We start from the raw sequence: 14,867 nt of genomic DNA, 5'->3' as shown, positions 1-14,867 counted from the left end.
TTTTTTTTAAAAATTTGGTAAAATTGCGCGAAAAGGGGTATCCATGAATAAAAAAACCAAAATCCTAGCCACGGTCGGACCGGCCAGCGAATCCATAGAGGTTATGGAGCAATTAGTCTTAGCCGGAGTCAATGCTTTTAGGCTAAATTTCAGCCACGGCACGCACGAATACCATAAATCCAACATAGATAAAATCAGGCAAGTAGAGGCGAAACTCGGGCGAAAAATAGGCATATTTCAGGATATCTGCGGCCCTAAAATAAGAGTCGGCAAGCTAGATAGAAGCGAATTTAAACTAAAAATCGGCGATACGCTAATCTTCGTAAAAGATGAAATAATCGGCGAGCAAATAGACGAAAATCACTATAAGCTTTGCATAAATCAGCCTCAAATTTTAGCCGCGCTAAAGATGGGCGAGTACATATATCTATGTGACGGACAAATCCGCGCTAAGATCGTAAATGCAAGCGCCCAAAAAGTAGAAGCCGTAGTGGAAAACGACGGGATACTCCGCTCGAACAAAGGCGTAAATTTCCCAAACACCAAGCTTAATATCGAGGTTATCACGCCTAAAGATTTAAAGGATTTGGAATTTGGCGCCAAAAACGGCGTTCATTTCGTCGCGATCTCTTTCGTTCAAAACGCAAACGACATAAGAAAAGCTAGAGAGATACTAAAGGGCTTTGGCTCCAAAGCTCAAATTTACGCCAAAATAGAAAAATTTGACGCAGTGGAAAATATCGACGAGATCATCGAGGCCAGCGACGGCGTGATGGTCGCTCGCGGAGATCTAGGTATCGAGGTGCCCTACTATAAGGTGCCGACAATCCAAAAGCTCATCATCAAAAAAGCAAACGAAGCCGTCAAGCCAGTCATCACGGCTACGCAGATGATGCTAAGCATGGCTGAGCACGAAACAGCTACTAGAGCCGAGATTAGCGACGTGGCAAACGCCGTACTAGACGGTACCGACGTGGTCATGCTAAGCGAAGAAAGCGCGGTCGGCATAAACCCGGTCGCCGTCGTAGAAGCGATGAGCAATACTATAATCCAAACGCAGCAAATTTACCCTTTTAACAAATTTGATTTTGCCCGCTACGACGATACCGATATGATGGCGTCTAGCACAGCTAGGCTCGCCTCTGCACTAAAAGTAGACGGCATAATCGCGCTAACCTCATCGGGCGGCTCGGCAGCAAAACTGGCCAGATACCGCACCGATATAGATATCATCGCCATAGCGCACAACGAGCAGGCCGCATATAGGCTCACTCTTTGCTGGGGCATAACAGCGGCATTCGTGATAGAAAAAGAAGAAAGACTGCACACGCTCATGGCCAAATCGATCAAAGCCGCAGTCGAAAAAGGCTACATAAAAGACGACAAAAGCTACATCATGACGGCTGGCTATCCGACGGGAGTGGCGGGCAGCTCGGACCTGATCAGGATTTTAAGAAAAGCTCAGATAGATTATTATCTAGAAGAAGCCGATAAATAGAGTGCTTTTCGCATCGAGGCCTCAATTTTGGCCTCGTCAAGCGATCCCTCGAAAAATAAATTTAACGCTAAAACCGCCTGAAAAAGTAGCATCTCAGCGCCGTCTTTATGCGCGAGCCCGCTAGCGGCGGCTAAATTTAAAAAAGGCGTTTTTTTGCCGTAAATAACGTCAAAGGCAAATTTGCTTTCATCAAAAATCGGGCGCAAAATCTCGATCGGTGCAGGCAAATTTTCGTCTTTTAGTCCTGCCGAGGTTGTGTTTATGACGAAGTCAAATTTGCCGCCATTAAATTTGCCGAAATCTGCCCAGCTAAATCTTTCAAATTCGGCAAAATTTGCTAGCCTCTCCTCGCTTCTATTTAGCACGCAAACTCGCACGCCGCGGCTTTTTAGCGCATATGCGACCGCTCTAGCCGTCCCGCCGGCACCCAAAACCAGAGCTGAATTTATCTGCCCAAAATGTTCTATCGCTCGCAAAAATCCCGGCGCATCAGTATTGTAGCCGTAAATTTTATCGCTGCGAGAGACGAGAGTATTTACGGAGCCGATTTTTATAGCCGCTTCGTCTAGGACGTCGCACTGCGCGAGCGCGGCTTCTTTGTGAGGTACTGTGACGTTTGCGCCGCTTAATTTTAGTTCTTTAAATTTAGAGATGAGTTGTGAGCCATCTGCTAGCTCGTAGCGAGTATAGAAGGCTTCGCGAGATAGACCGAGCTCGCCGAGAGCTAGATTGTGTAGTCTCGGCGAAACGGAGTGGGATATAGGGTTGCCAAAAACGGCAAAAACCATCATTTTATATTTACGATAAAGGCGTTTGGAGCCGCGCTTTGCTTGATTTTGGCAAGCTCGCTTTTTAACTGCTCGCCGCTATAAGGTCCAACTAGCACCTTGATGATTTCGTTACCGTTTACGTTCGTCCTATATAGCTTATAGGCGTATCCTGCGGCTTTTAGTTTGCCAAGCTCAGGCGCTTTTTCATTAAAGTGTTTAACGGCGAAAACTTGCACGTAACTACCGCTGTGAGCATCGCCGCCGCTAGCTGCAGGAGCTTGTTTGACAGGCTTTTGTTTTGCGGTTTTTTCTTTAGCTTGTTTGTCTTTAGTCGCATCATTTTTAGGCTGTTTTGTAACTTTTTCTTGCTTAGGTTCTTTTTGTTTTACTACGTTTACGTGCTGCTTAGGCTCAGCTTTTTGTTCACTTGGTTGAGTGCTCGGCGTATCATTTTGCTTTAAGGCTCCATGTATGGTTGATGGCTCGGTCGGGGCAGGCGCAGCCATGCTTGCATCCTGCTGCTTTTTATCCTCTTTTTCCTTAAGCGCTTTTACCATATCCTCAAAGCTATCTTGACCTTTATTTTCAGGCACTATAGGCACCTGCTCAAAGGCAGGATTTGGCTGCTGCGCCTGAGGCTCGGATGCTGGAGGCGGAGCAACTGGAGGGACGTTACTTTCCGCTATTTGCGGCGTAGGCTCGCTAGGCGGCGTAGTAGGCACGTTCACTTGTTGCGGGATACTTCGCGTATTATCAGGTTCAGGCGGTAAAACCATTCTAGAGTCGGTTTGCGCAACCTGATCACTCGTTTCAGTTGAATTTAAAAATTTCATCACGATGAGGACGGCCAAAAATATAATAACAAAAACAGCCACAAGGATAAGAATCCTCTTAATGTTTCTGCTCTTTTTATCCTCGTTGTTATCAAGCATGATGTCTCTTAGCTCATTATACTCCATTTTTACTCCTTACATATGTTTAGACCAGCTTGCGCCGCGCTCTTTTTGATAAACCTTGTATGGCAAGGTCAAAATATTAAATTCTTTTGGCAGTTCCATCGCAGGAAACACTCTCCACTCTTTTGCTAGACGCGAACTAAGTAGCATAGATAGCTTATTTGCAATCTGACAGCCTTCGTTTAGCGTTGTATGCCCCTTGTGCACGTAAAGATGCAGGTGTCCCGGCGTTTTACTCTCATAGGCTGTAAAATTTAAAAATCCTTCCTCGCGGAGCAAAAGTTGGGTTCTATGCCAAAAGCGCTCGGGCATCCTACCATTGTAATCAAAGACGATATTTTCTACCTTGTCGCCAGGTAGTATCAGCGAGTGCGCGACCGTGATCTTGCCCTCGTTGTGGTCTTTGATTGCCTGATAGCTTAGAGGCTCGTTTATGAGCTCAAATTTATTAAAAAACGTCCGCCCCTTATACTCGATCTTGCTTACGATACTATCGCGTTTGATCCAGTAGTGGCTCGTGTTCATTTTAATTAGCGCAGTGTCCATACTATGCATCAATAAGTCGCTTTATCGTAGATTATAAATTTATGAGCTAGCTCTTTTAGCTCGCCATTGATCTTCTCTTGCAAAGAGGTGTTGTTGATATCGCTTAGCACGTCGGCTATCTTGTTTGCTATTAGCTCAAATTCAGCCTCTTTCATGCCGCGCGCTGTAAGAGCTGGGCTACCTACACGTATGCCGCTTGTGATAAACGGACTTCGTGTCTCGCCTGGAACTGTGTTTTTATTTACTGTTATGCCAGCATTTCCTAGCGCGATATCAGCGTCTTTTCCACTAAATTCGCGATTTAAGAAGCTCATTAAGATTAGGTGGTTATCAGTGCCGCCACTTACTAGATCAAAGCCTCTGCTAATTAGCACTTCGCCAAGTTTTTTAGCGTTTGCTTTTACTTGTTTAGCATAAATTTTCCACTCAGGGCTAAGGTTGTGTTTAAAGCCAACTGCCTTTGCAGCGATGACGTGAACTAGTGGCCCGCCTTGGATGCCTGGGAAGATAGAAGAGTTTATCTTTTTAGCGTACTCTTCGTTATTTGTCATGATGATGCCGCCTCTTGGACCTCTTAGAGTTTTATGCGTAGTTGAGCTTACGACGTCGCAGTGTGGGAAAGGATTTTGATGCTCACCGGCTACTACAAGGCCAGCGATGTGAGCAACGTCTGCAAAGAGTATCGCACCAACAGCGTCAGCTATCTCTCTAAATTTCTTAAACTCGATCTCTCTTGTGTATGCGCTAGCGCCACAAACGATCATCTTTGGTTTTACTATCTTTGCGATATCCATAACTCTATCGTAGTTTATGCGACCGTCAAGCTCTACGCCATAAAAGAAGCTCTCATACATCTTGCCAGAGCTGCTTACCTTTGCGCCGTGAGTTAGGTGTCCGCCGTGGCTTAGATCCATGCCTAAAATTTTATCGCCTGGGTTAAGCAAAGCTCCGTAAACGCCTTGGTTTGCCTGAGAGCCTGAGTTTGGCTGAACGTTTGCAAATTCACATCCAAAAAGCTCTTTACATCTATCGATAGCGATCTGCTCGATCTCATCGACAAATTCGCAGCCACCATAATATCTCTTACCAGGGTAGCCTTCGGCGTATTTGTTTGTTAGGATTGAGCCCATCACCTCCATAACATCTGGATATGTGAAATTTTCGCTAGCAATCATCTCAAGGTGATCACACTGGCGTTTTAACTCTAAATTTACTAGGTCGTAAATATCTTTATCGTAGCTTTGCAAACTCATTTTTCGTTCTCCTTTGTCTCAGTTTTTAGTGGCCTCATCGCTGGGAAGAGGACAACGTCGCGTATTGATTTTTTATCTGTTAAAAGCATAACAAGTCTATCGATGCCTATGCCTTCGCCTGCAACTGGTGGCATGCCGTATCCTAGGGCTTTTACATAGTCCTCGTCCATCTCGTGAGCCTCGTCATCGCCTGCGTTTTTAGCGTCGATTTGAGCCTTAAAGCGGTTGTATTGATCGATCGGATCATTTAGCTCGTTAAAGCCATTTGCTAGCTCTCTACCAGCGATAAATAGCTCAAATCTCTCTGCCACATCAGGATTTGTGTCGCTTCTTCTTGAAAGTGGGCTAATAGAGATCGGATAGTCTATGACAAAAGTTGGATGGATGAGCTTGCTCTCTACGTAGTTGTCAAAGAGTTCAGCCTGTAAGTGTCCAAGGTCAAGCTTCTCGTTTGCCTCAAAGCCGTCAGCTCTTAGTTTTGCTAAAATTTTAGCTTTATCACTTACGACATCCTCAGCAAGTCCGCCTATCTCAACTAGGGCTTTTTTGTAGCTTATGCGCTTAAATGGCTTACTAAAATCAATTTCCATGCCGTCAAAATGTATCACTTTTTCCATATCTAGCTTGTCTAAAATGACATTAAATAAATCCTCTGTGATGCCCATTAGATCGTGGTAGTTGTGGTATGCCCAGTAAAACTCTATGCTTGTAAATTCAGGGTTGTGGGTTAGGTCCATACCCTCATTTCTGAAGTTTCTATTCATCTCATAAACAGCTTCAAAACCGCCAACTATAAGGCGTTTTAGATATAGCTCAGGTGCGATCCTTAGGTATCTCTCAACTCCAAGAGCGTTGTGAAATGTCACAAATGGTTTTGCATTTGCGCCGCCAGCTATTGGGTGAAGCATTGGAGTTTCAACCTCTAAAAAGCCCTTATCCTCGAAAAATCTGCGAATCGTGCTAACGATAACCGAGCGGCGTTTAAAATCAGCCCTAACCTCGGGGTTCATTATCATATCAAGATATCTTTGGCGGTATCTAGTCTCGATATCCGTTAGTCCGTGGAATTTCTCCGGAAGCGGCGAAATAGCCTTTGATGCCAAAGTAAGTTCGCTAACGTGCATAGAAAATTCGCCTGTTCGCGTGACGAAGGCATATCCGCGCACATATATGATGTCGCCTACTTCGATATTTTTCTTTACGACCTTAAACCAATCAGGATCAAGCGTCTTGTTGCTAAAGTAAATTTGAATATTGCCGTCCTCGTCTTCGATGTTGGCAAATATCGCCTTGCCCGCATCCCTGATGAGCTTTATGCGCCCGGCAATGCTTACTAGCTGACCTTCGGCGCTCTTCTCTTCGGTGTCTATTATATGTTTAAATTTGAGTCTAAATTTAGTTATATCCATATCGCGGCGTAAAAAATGCGGATAGGGATTTACGCCCGCGCTTCTTAGTTCGTTTGCCGTCTCTAATCTTTGTATTTCTAATTGATTTTCAAATATCACTTGCCACCCTTTGCCTCTTTAGCAATACACTCTTTACATACTCCGTAAAGCTGCATCATGTGCCCCGTTAGCTTAAAGCCGTGCTCTTTTGCGATGTTTGCTTGTCTTTTTTCTATAGTTGCGTCTTCAAATTCAATTATAGCGCCACATCTGCGACATATCATGTGATCGTGGTGAGGCTTGGTTGCAAGCTCGAATTTTTTACCTTGTGAGCCAAAGCTGATAGAGGTTACCATCTCGGCCTCTTCGAGCAAATTTAACGTCCTATAAACGGTTGCTATACCGACGTTTAGGTCGGGATAGGTCTCTTTAATGAAAAAATAAAGTCTCTCCGGAGTGAAGTGCTCGTCGTTGTTGTAGAGCGTTTTTAGTAGAACTTCTCGCTGTTGCGTGTATTTTAGGCCATTGTCTCTCAAAATTTTTTTAAATTTATCAAGAAGCGCGTCGTATTCTAAATTCTCAATCATTATTTATACTCCTTAATCGTCGAATTTATCTCAAAATTGGGTCTTTGCTCCTGCATAGATGCGTCAAACGGCGTTTCGATATTTCCCACGCCGCCTGATATGCCTTTTACGTTAACATTCATTATCCATTTGCCGGTATCCAGCAAAATCGGGTACAGTTTACTTCCCCTAAAATACGGCTCGATTTTGTTATTTAAAACTTGAATGTTTGAAATAGTTACTATCAAAACTGCAAAAACCAGGAAAATTTTAGCGCTTCCGATAACGAAACCACCCATTTTATCTAAAAAACCGAGCCCGCTTAATCTAACTAACCTTGACAAAAATGCGCCGATACCCAGGCAAAGCAACCAAAATACGATAAGCGTCGTTAAAAATCCTGCAAAAAACAGAATAGAATCGCCATCTATTTTATAAATATTATCGCTTATTAAATGACCGACCTTAATACCAAATCTACTAGCTACAACTATACCGCCGATAAGGCCGATAAGGCCAAAAATTTCCTTTATCAGTCCGCTTATCACGCCTTTTATACCCAGTATCAAAACTAATGAAACGACGACTACGTCAAATAGTGTAACAAAGTCCATTACACACCCAACAACGGCGCGAGTTCTTGCTGATTGGTTGAATACCTCATCGCCATTTCTTTCGTAATTTGATTTGCTCTAATAGCTTTCATTAAGGACTGCGTTTGCGTTACCATGCCGGTTACTTGTTGGTTGAGTTGCATTTGGGAGTAAATTTGATGCACCTTATTTTCTCTAATAAGGTTTGCGATGGCGTTATTGTTAATTAGAATCTCATGGATAGCAAGTCGTCCGCCACCTATTTTAGGCAGTAAGCTTTGCGATATAACCGCCGTTAAAGAAACAGAAAGCATATTTCGAACCTGGAGTTGCTCGCCGCCCTCAAAGCTATCTATGATACGGTTGATGGTCTGAATAGCTGAGTTTGTGTGTAGCGTGCCAAATACTAAGTGGCCTGTTTCCGCCGCAGTAATAGCCGTGGATATCGTTTCCCTATCTCGAAGCTCGCCCACCAAAATAATATCAGGGTCTTCGCGAAGCGCGCTTTTGAGCGCCTTGGCATAAGACTTGGTATCCACGCCGACGTTTCTATGAGAAAAAAGACCTTTTTTATTCGTGTGTACGAACTCAACGGGATCTTCTACGGTAATAATATGCTTTCTTTCGTTTAAATTTATCTCGTTTAGCATCGCGGCAAGCGTCGTCGATTTACCGCTACCCGTAGGTCCGGTGACCAAAATTAGTCCCTTTTCGCGCTTTACCACTTCTTTAAAAATAGCAGGCGCTCTAAGGTCGTCAAGAGACGGAATATTTGTCGGAATAATACGGAATGCGGCGGCCAAATCGCCATTCATAGTATAGTAATAGTTGCCCCTGAAGCGCCCGACGCCCGGAAGCTCTATCGCGAAGTCAAGCTCCCTATTTTCCTCAAGATCGCTTTTTTGCACGTCTGTTATGAGCGCATAGCAGATATCTTGTATATCGTCACCTTTTAGCACGCCGAGCTCAAGCGGCCTCAAAGTTCCGTCTATTCTGATCTGCGGCTCGCTTCTTGCGACAAGGTGCAAGTCGCTGGCCTTATTGTGGACGACCGTTTTTAATAACGTCTCCAAGCTTACATCTATTTTCTTGGGCTCTAAACTATCATTTTGAGTTTCTTGCCTTATTTGCTCCATATAAAATTTTCCTTATTCTATAATTTTCGGCACGACAAAGAAGTGTTCGCTACTCATTGGAGCGTTTTTAAGTATAGTTTCTATCACATCAGAGCTCACGCTTACGTCTTCTCTTAACGGAGTTCCGCCCTCTCTAGAGCTTACTACCGCTTGAGAAGCGCTTAAATCAAGCTCGTCTAGTATGCCTGCAAAGCTCAAAATTTCACTGAGTTGACCTTCGATTTCCCTTCGCTTGTCGCTCTCGACTTTAAGCGAACTAAGCTTTTCGAGTTTGGTTAATAAAGTATCGTCTATCTGCATAAAACCTCGTCAAATTTTTAAAATTTTCCGCATTATAACACAATTTGCCTTGATTTTTATGATGTTTTATATTTATTATGCTACAATTACGAACTTTCAATAACTAAAATTTAAGGAACAAACTTGGCCATCAAAGATGATATTGATTCTATAAAGGAAGAGTTAAATACTCAAGAACAATTTTTAGAAAACATAATAAAAAGCGAAAGATTTTTTAAAAAATATAAAAAAATTATCATAGGCGCAGTCGTTTTGGGTATCGTCGGAGCGGCAGGATACTATATAAACGGCGCCTTAAAAGAAAAAGAGTTTAAAGCAGCAAATGCCACATATGCAAAACTGATACTCAATCCAAAAGACGAGCAGGCAAAAGCCGAGCTAAAGCAAAAAGACGCCTCGCTTTACGCGCTTTACGAGTTTAAAAGAGCGGTTGATAACAACGACACAAACGCGCTAAAGTCGCTAGCAAACGAGCAGATTGACCCCCTTTTAAAAGATATCGTAAAGTCTCAGATAAACGAGCCTAGCGGTCAAATTTTAAGCTCGTATAAGGCCGTTGTTAGAGGGTATGAGCTAATGAAAGAAAATAAAATCGACGAAGCAAAAAACGAATTTAAAAAGGTTCCTCTAAATTCTCAGCTTCAATCCATCGTCAAAAATTTAGAACACTATCAAGGAAATGCAAAATGAGAAAATTTCAAGCTATTTTAGCGGCTGCACTCTGCGTCGCGGTACTTGGCGGATGCAGCACAAAAAGGCAGTATTTCGAGCCGACCGACGTGCAAAATGAAAAAATTTCAGAAAACAGGCTACCGGCTAGTATCGCGACGGCTAGCATAAACGGAGCGGTGCTAAAAAACGGTATGGCGATAACTAAAAACGGTTTACTAGCGCCCGAAACAAAGCTGACAAAAGGCGCTACTTTGTTAAATTACAGCGACGATAAAATTATAAGCTCTGATTTGGACGGAAATTTGATCGTTGCAAACAGCTCAAACGAAATTTTATTTCAAAGAAGCTTCAATGAAGCAATCGTTTCAGCCGCTCTAGAAGATAATAAACTAGCCCTTTTAAGCGCGGGTAACGTCATATATCTCATCGACATTGCAACAAACGATACTTTGCTCGAGTTTGAAAGCTCAAACGTCTATGCGCAGGACTCTCGCGTCGCTGCGCCGTTATTTATGAGCTCGCTCGTTATATTTCCTACGCTTGACGGAAAGATCATGATAGCCGATAAAAACCAAGGTCGAATTTTACGTGACGTGGTCGTGAGTAGCGAGCAGTTTTTTAACAACATCATCTCGCTCAACGTCGTAAACGACACGATGATAGCCGCCACCGGAAAACGTATCGTCTCGATAAATCCCGAAAAAACGGTTTATTATAACGGCGAGATCAAAGACATCGTCATAAACGGCGAATATATATATATCTTGCTAAAAGACGGAAAAATCGTGCTTAGCGACTTAAATTTGAAACAAATCAAAGACGCATATTTTAAATTCGCCATCTTTTCAAGCGCCACCGTCTATAACGGCTCGCTTTATATAATGGAAAAAACAGGATATCTCATAAAGACAGATCTAGCGCTTGAAAATGCCAAAATTTACGAGCTTTCAGACGAGGTCGAGAGCCAAATTTTCGCCGGCGCGAAAGAATTTTACTACGACGATTACAGTTTAGAGCTTAAATGACGAAACAAGAAATTTATCAAGTTCTGGAAGCCAAAAAAATTATCTTAAAAAATTTAAGCTGGACGGAGCTTGATAAATTTACTAAAAAAAAGACCCTTGCCGCACTTACGGGCGTTGATATGAAGGGATTTTATACACTTTTATTTTTCCGTAGCGCAAAGGCTAGATTTTTAAGCAAAGAGTTTGAAACAATCAACGAAATAGCCAGCAAAATCGCCGAGCAAACAGGAGTAAATTTTAAGAAAAAAGCTATTTTTTATAGCTCTGATATCTGCTCAAAAACTGCAAAATTAATGAAAGAAAACGGCTACAAACATGACTCTATGTGACGTAGGCAACACTAACGCCACCTTTTTTGAAAACGGCAAAATCACAAAAATCAGACTTGAAAATTTTAAATATTTTAGAAGCGACGAGAAGATTTATTTTATCAGCGTAAACGACGAAGTAACCAAGAGATTGCAAAATTCGCCCAGATTCGTAAATTTGGAGCCGTATTTTGAACTGGACACTATCTATAAAGGTCTAGGTATAGACCGCGTGGCTAGCTGTTACGCCGCAAAAAACGGCCTTATTGTCGATGCAGGTAGCGCCATAACGATAGACGTCATGATGAACTCTATGCATCTTGGCGGCGCAATACTGCCCGGCATTTCGCACATCTTAAAAGCTTGCGAGACAATCTCACCTAGGCTAAAAATCTCGCTAAATTCGCAGATCGACCTCGACGCGCTCCCGCAAAAAACGACCGATGCAGTAAGCTACGGCGTCATCAAGCCAATCCTGCTTCTTATCGAAAGTATGGCAAACGGCTCGAAAATCTACTTCACGGGCGGCGACGGCGAGTTTTTATCGCGCTTTTTCGCCACGAGTATCTACGACCGCATGCTCGTATTTCGCGGGATGCAAAAACTAATCGAACAAAAAAAGGACATCTTATGCTAACGGTTGCTTTGCCAAAAGGCCGCATCGCTGACGAAACTCTAGCGATTTTTAGGAAAATTTTTCAAAGCTCGTTTGAGTTTGAGGATAGAAAACTGTTGATGAGCGAGGGTAATTTTAAATTTCTAATGGTTCGCAACCAAGACATCCCGACCTACGTCGTAAACGGCGCTGCAGATATCGGCGTGGTGGGTCTTGACGTGCTTGAAGAGCACCGTCCTGACGTCGTGCGCCTACTTGATCTAAAGATCGGTAAATGCCGCGTCTGCGTGGGCATAAAAGAGGGTGAGGAGCTAAATTTAAACACTCCCGAGCTAAAAATCGCCACTAAAATGCCGCACATTTCGCGCAACTATTTTGCCGCAAAGGCCACCGCGCTAAAGATCATCAAGCTCTACGGCTCAATCGAGTTAGCACCGCTGGTTGGACTAGCAGATGCGATCGTGGACGTCGTGGAAACGGGCACGACGATGAAGCAAAACGGACTCAGAGTCGCCGAGACCATCATGTACAGCTCCGCACACCTTATCGCAAATAAAAATAGCTTTATCATCAAAAAAGACGAAATTTTATCGCTTTACGAAAAAATCAAGGCGCAAATTTAAGCTAAATTTGTAAGTCGAATTAACCTGCGTCTTTACGATGCAGGTCGCTAAATTTAGCTTTTTTATTTCTGCAAAAAATATCTTGAAATTTGATAGTTTTTAATCACAATACTCGGCGATCAATCTTGATAAAATTTAAACCATACAAAGCTCGCAAGCCAAACTACAAAAACCAATTATACTTAGCTTTTTGGGCGCATGTACAAATCTTATCCTTGCGCGATATGATGTTTTTTCGTAATCAAACAAGAATCGCCAAAACCCAATAAAAATTAAAGTCAAATTTGACGCCGCTGTCGCAAAAACAAAAATCTAAACCAAACTTAGTACAAACACAAGAAGGCAATTGATCCATAAATAATTACAAAAGTTAATGAAGCAGGCCCTAAAGCGTGTCAAGTGCATAAATTCCGGCAATTTCTCAACGAGATTTCATTTTATAAGGCTTTACTTGGTAGTTTATTTACAAAAATCGGTCCGCTTTAAAATTTCCGCAAGAGACATTATTGTTTTTATTAAAAGTTAAAATGATATAAAAAATCGGCGATAATTCATCAAAAAATCAAGACTAATTTATAAGATAGCAAAAGATTAAAGCCTCCGACAAAATAGCGTCGCAGTTAAATTTTAATCCTCATAAAGGCTGTCTCTAGGCTCTCCTAGATAAAAGCCCTGAAACTCGTCCACGCCAAGCTCTACGCATGTATTAAACACCTCTTTTGAGCGGACAAATTCGGCTATTACCGTGATATCAAGCTTTTTAGCAAAGGCGATGATGGCGCCCGCTATCGCGCGAGAGTCCTCGCTCGTATCGATATTTTTTATGATGGAGCCGTCGATTTTTATGTAGTCGGGCTTTAGTTTTAGGATGTAGGAGAAGTTGCTATAGCCAGAGCCAAAATCGTCTATAGCGATCTTTACGCCCATCCTGCGCACGCGCTCGATAAATATTCCTATGCGCTCGATATTCTCGACGTTTTCATCCTCTAATATCTCAAATATCACGCGCCCTGCAACTTTATATTTATTTAATTTTTCAATAATAAACACGCTTACGTCGCCGTCAGTCATATCTCGTCCGGACAAATTTACAGAAATCACGGCATTTGGTATACCGGCGATTAGTTTAAAGCTTTTTTCGATCAACATTTTTTCTATGTCCGTGTAACGCTTAATGCGCTTTGAAACCTCCAGAAACACGCTCGGCGATATGATTTCATTACTATTTTGAATACGGATTAGCGCCTCATGCTTTACGATTTGCTTTTCTTTATTAAATATCGGTTGATAAAACGGCACAATCTTGTCATTTACGATAGCATTTCGTATCATATTTGATCGCGTAATCTGCTCTGCATATTGTGGAGTATCATCTATATTTTTAAAGTAACAAAAATAATCCTTTCCGTTTTGCTTGGCAAACTCTAGCGCCGTCATTGCCTTTTTAAGGGTATTTGTTTCATCAAGCGCAAAACCGACCGTGCAATGAATCTCTATCTCGATTTGCTCGCCATCTGGCGCAGCTATGCCGACAATTAAACCCTTGATATTATCCAAAAGCTCGGTCGCCAGATCTTCATACCTATCGATAAATAGCATAGCATCCTCGACAAATGCAAATTGATCGGGACCCACGCGATAAACGGCCATATTATTATCGTTTGCGAATTTTTGTGAAATTTGAGTCATGCGTACCAGAATTTGATCGCAAACTACTACGCCAAAGTAGTTATTCATCTTTCTAAACTCATCGATATCTACAACGATAATTTTAGGACTTTTCATCGTCTCCAAATCACGCTCCAAAGCCGTTTTATTTGGCAAGCCGGTCAATGCGTCGCTATAAAGACGCTTTTGCATCTCGGTATTATTAGCAGCAAGCTTAGCATTAGTTTTTACAAGCGAGATTTGATTACTTCTTATACTTTTATAAAAAAGAAGATACTGAAAAATACAAATAAACACCATTACGCTTGTTACGATAAAAGTGTTTTTCATATTTACTATAAGCCATTGCATGAAAAGCGGATCGTCAAAACCTGAAATTTTAACGCCCTGAACCATATTATAACCGATAATTGCACCGTCTATTTTTTTAAAGTAACAAATTTCAGCCTTGTTATCTGGAATCAGTTTTACACTTTTATAAACGCCGTTACGCGCTAACTCCATGTGTGCACTAGAGTTCATTCCGCAAAAATTATAAGGCAAATTTTCTCCAATCAAATTTGGCTGTTGCGAGCTGGCCAAAGCAACGAGCTCGTTTTTTTCACCGGTTTGCTTTACTATCCACGAAGGAATAGATTTTGCGACTTCGCTATATCTTTGGAACTCATCTATATTGCCCTTTGCTATGTCCTTATAGATCATTTGTAGTATATTCATATAGTATTCGGATTTGTTCTGTATATCGACGTTTGAGATATCATTAGAAGAGTCCTGCAGTTTTTTATAAAATATAAAACACATCGCCAAGCATGCACAAATCACAAGTACTATAATCGGCACAATAATAAACTGCATTGTTGATTTTTTAAAATACGAATTTTGCATAAAACTTCTTTAAAAAAATTACTCTCATTTTATCATTATTTACTTAAGTTAATTATAAAAGCTA

General features: G+C 42.0%; 16 protein-coding genes. 6 read left to right on the top strand and 10 right to left on the bottom strand.

Annotated features, from left to right (window positions below; genetic code table 11):
* Positions 1–43 precede the first annotated feature (43 nt).
* Positions 44–1,498, top strand: a complete 1,455-nt coding sequence (gene pyk / locus CSUNSWCD_RS02425) for a pyruvate kinase (RefSeq protein WP_009493463.1) — start codon at positions 44–46, stop codon at positions 1,496–1,498.
* Here the strand turns inward: pyk and CSUNSWCD_RS02420 are convergent.
* From CSUNSWCD_RS02420 to gatC, 9 genes are read right to left on the bottom strand one after another with little or no spacing between them, the layout of a single operon-like run.
* A complete protein-coding gene (locus CSUNSWCD_RS02420; RefSeq protein ID WP_009493461.1) occupies positions 1,474–2,289 on the bottom strand; it encodes a shikimate dehydrogenase in 816 nt (271 codons plus the stop codon). The two genes, pyk and CSUNSWCD_RS02420, sit on opposite strands and share 25 nt — an antisense overlap.
* On the bottom strand, positions 2,286–3,227 hold the full coding sequence (locus CSUNSWCD_RS02415; RefSeq protein WP_009493459.1) for an SPOR domain-containing protein: 942 nt from the start codon (positions 3,225–3,227) through the stop codon (positions 2,286–2,288). Before CSUNSWCD_RS02415 ends, CSUNSWCD_RS02420 begins: the two co-directional genes overlap by 4 nt.
* A 9-nt stretch (positions 3,228–3,236) precedes the next feature.
* Positions 3,237–3,779: a DUF1882 domain-containing protein gene (locus tag CSUNSWCD_RS02410; RefSeq protein WP_034964238.1), complete on the bottom strand. Its 543-nt coding sequence runs from the start codon at positions 3,777–3,779 to the stop codon at positions 3,237–3,239.
* Positions 3,779–5,023, bottom strand: coding sequence for a serine hydroxymethyltransferase (locus CSUNSWCD_RS02405; RefSeq protein ID WP_009493455.1), 1,245 nt, complete (start codon positions 5,021–5,023; stop codon positions 3,779–3,781). Before CSUNSWCD_RS02405 ends, CSUNSWCD_RS02410 begins: the two co-directional genes overlap by 1 nt.
* Positions 5,020–6,528: a lysine--tRNA ligase gene (gene lysS, locus CSUNSWCD_RS02400; RefSeq protein WP_244263907.1), complete on the bottom strand. Its 1,509-nt coding sequence runs from the start codon at positions 6,526–6,528 to the stop codon at positions 5,020–5,022. The genes CSUNSWCD_RS02405 and lysS overlap by 4 nt, the downstream gene beginning before the upstream one ends.
* Positions 6,528–7,001 carry a Fur family transcriptional regulator gene (locus CSUNSWCD_RS02395; RefSeq protein ID WP_206159151.1) on the bottom strand — a complete coding sequence of 158 codons (474 nt, stop codon included), beginning with the start codon at positions 6,999–7,001 and terminating at the stop codon, positions 6,528–6,530. Before CSUNSWCD_RS02395 ends, lysS begins: the two co-directional genes overlap by 1 nt.
* Entirely contained in the window at positions 6,998–7,591 is a 594-nt protein-coding gene (locus CSUNSWCD_RS02390; protein WP_009493452.1) for a CvpA family protein, read from the bottom strand. Before CSUNSWCD_RS02390 ends, CSUNSWCD_RS02395 begins: the two co-directional genes overlap by 4 nt.
* Positions 7,591–8,706: a type IV pilus twitching motility protein PilT gene (locus CSUNSWCD_RS02385; protein ID WP_009493451.1), complete on the bottom strand. Its 1,116-nt coding sequence runs from the start codon at positions 8,704–8,706 to the stop codon at positions 7,591–7,593. Before CSUNSWCD_RS02385 ends, CSUNSWCD_RS02390 begins: the two co-directional genes overlap by 1 nt.
* A 12-nt stretch (positions 8,707–8,718) precedes the next feature.
* Complete coding sequence (gene gatC / locus CSUNSWCD_RS02380) at positions 8,719–9,006, bottom strand: Asp-tRNA(Asn)/Glu-tRNA(Gln) amidotransferase subunit GatC (protein WP_009493450.1); 288 nt, start codon at positions 9,004–9,006, stop codon at positions 8,719–8,721.
* Between the two features lie 123 nt (positions 9,007–9,129).
* Between gatC and CSUNSWCD_RS02375 the strand changes: the two genes are divergently transcribed.
* The 5 genes from CSUNSWCD_RS02375 to hisG are packed head-to-tail and all read left to right on the top strand — an operon-like array spanning position 9,130 to position 12,250.
* Positions 9,130–9,696, top strand: a complete 567-nt coding sequence (locus CSUNSWCD_RS02375; protein ID WP_009493449.1) for a hypothetical protein — start codon at positions 9,130–9,132, stop codon at positions 9,694–9,696.
* A complete protein-coding gene (locus tag CSUNSWCD_RS02370; protein ID WP_009493448.1) occupies positions 9,693–10,703 on the top strand; it encodes an outer membrane protein assembly factor BamB family protein in 1,011 nt (336 codons plus the stop codon). Before CSUNSWCD_RS02375 ends, CSUNSWCD_RS02370 begins: the two co-directional genes overlap by 4 nt.
* Positions 10,700–11,032 carry a hypothetical protein gene (locus CSUNSWCD_RS02365; protein ID WP_009493446.1) on the top strand — a complete coding sequence of 111 codons (333 nt, stop codon included), beginning with the start codon at positions 10,700–10,702 and terminating at the stop codon, positions 11,030–11,032. Before CSUNSWCD_RS02370 ends, CSUNSWCD_RS02365 begins: the two co-directional genes overlap by 4 nt.
* Complete coding sequence (locus CSUNSWCD_RS02360; protein ID WP_009493444.1) at positions 11,019–11,648, top strand: type III pantothenate kinase; 630 nt, start codon at positions 11,019–11,021, stop codon at positions 11,646–11,648. Before CSUNSWCD_RS02365 ends, CSUNSWCD_RS02360 begins: the two co-directional genes overlap by 14 nt.
* Positions 11,642–12,250, top strand: coding sequence for an ATP phosphoribosyltransferase (gene hisG / locus CSUNSWCD_RS02355; RefSeq protein ID WP_009493442.1), 609 nt, complete (start codon positions 11,642–11,644; stop codon positions 12,248–12,250). The genes CSUNSWCD_RS02360 and hisG overlap by 7 nt, the downstream gene beginning before the upstream one ends.
* Positions 12,251–12,877: 627 nt before the next feature.
* Here hisG and CSUNSWCD_RS02350 read toward each other — a convergent pair.
* Entirely contained in the window at positions 12,878–14,803 is a 1,926-nt protein-coding gene (locus CSUNSWCD_RS02350) for an EAL domain-containing protein (RefSeq protein WP_034964177.1), read from the bottom strand.
* Positions 14,804–14,867 lie beyond the last annotated feature (64 nt).

Source organism: Campylobacter showae CSUNSWCD (assembly GCF_000313615.1).
GTDB lineage: Bacteria > Campylobacterota > Campylobacteria > Campylobacterales > Campylobacteraceae > Campylobacter_A > Campylobacter_A showae_A.
This window is presented reverse-complemented; position numbering and strand designations above follow the sequence as displayed.